This is a genomic window from Salinicola socius (genome assembly GCF_001937195.1).
GTDB classification, from domain to species: Bacteria; Pseudomonadota; Gammaproteobacteria; order Pseudomonadales; family Halomonadaceae; genus Salinicola; species Salinicola socius.
Genome location: NZ_MSDO01000152.1, coordinates 1 through 568, shown reverse-complemented (window position 1 = coordinate 568; position 568 = coordinate 1). Strand labels below are relative to the sequence as shown.

Annotated in this window: 1 protein-coding gene; it reads right to left on the bottom strand. The window is 65.0% G+C overall.

Annotated elements, in window-relative coordinates; genetic code table 11:
• Window positions 1-568: Ig-like domain-containing protein (locus BTW07_RS19340; RefSeq protein ID WP_167369316.1), on the bottom strand; the 568-nt coding region annotated here is incomplete at both ends.

Below are 568 nucleotides of genomic sequence, written 5' to 3'. Positions count from 1 at the left end.
TCGTAACCGGCGATCGTCCCATCGACATCGGTCGCTGCCGGGACCTGACCGGTCAGCAACGTGTTTTCTTCCGTCGTGACCGTGCCTGCCTGAGCGACCGGTGCATCGTTGGTACCGGTCACGGTGATGGTGACGGCCTTGGGCTCGCTGACCCCACCGTCGTTGTCGGTGGCGGTATAGCTGAAGGTGACGTCACGGCTCTCGCCCGCGGCGAGACTGTCGAAGTCGGTGCCGGGCGTGAAGGTGTAGGAACCGTCGGCATTGAACGTCAGGCTGCCGTTGCCGGTGCCGACATCCGTCGCCAGGTCGTAACCGGCGATCGTTCCATCGACATCGGTCGCTGCTGGCACCTGCCCGCTGAGAACGCTGTTCTCGCCGGTGGTTTGGGTGTCAGCGACGGCCACCGGCGCATCGTTAGTCCCCGTGACGGTGATCGTCACCGTCTTGGGTTCGCTGACGCCGCCGTCGTTATCGGTGGCGGTATAGCTGAAGGTGACGTCGCGGTTTTCGCCGGCGGCGAGACCGTCGAAGTCGGTGCCCGGCGTGAAGCTGTAGCTGCCGTCGGCAT